Source organism: Gluconobacter sp. P1D12_c (assembly GCF_018812105.1).
GTDB classification, from domain to species: Bacteria; Pseudomonadota; Alphaproteobacteria; order Acetobacterales; family Acetobacteraceae; genus Gluconobacter; species Gluconobacter oxydans_A.
Map to the genome: position 1 here is coordinate 1 of NZ_JACSIQ010000702.1, position 392 is coordinate 392.

1 pseudogene is annotated in these 392 nt (G+C 50.8%); it reads right to left on the reverse strand.

Annotation, left to right across the window (positions count from 1 at the left end):
* Positions 1-203: 203 nt before the first annotated feature.
* Positions 204-392, reverse strand: a pseudogene (locus tag KP705_RS18810) (IS5/IS1182 family transposase); the annotation flags it as partial.

Consider the following 392-nt stretch of genomic DNA (forward strand, 5'->3'; position numbering starts at 1 on the left):
CTGTCAGAAACCTTTTAGTGGCCCGCCGCTCATCAAAACTTTAAATGAAATTTGTATTGAACGTTGTAGGTGGAGAGATCGAAGAACCGTTGATTGATGCGTCTGGCTCCAGATTTCAGAGTTATGGCGTGCTGAATGATGGCTCCTGGGGTGGCTTTCGCTCTGCGTTTTGAGCAGATCGGGAACGATCATCCGCTGGACTGCTACGCGTGGGCGTTAATCCTCTCGAGGAAGAGAAGGCGGCGCATATTATAGACGATATTGGCCAGCCCGATCCTCATGGTTGCACGAGTGATACTCACTGTCCGGATGAACAGTCCGGTCTGTGACTTCTGATCAGCAAAGACATGCTCGACACGTGACCGGATAACGGACTTTCCGGCGTTGGATTT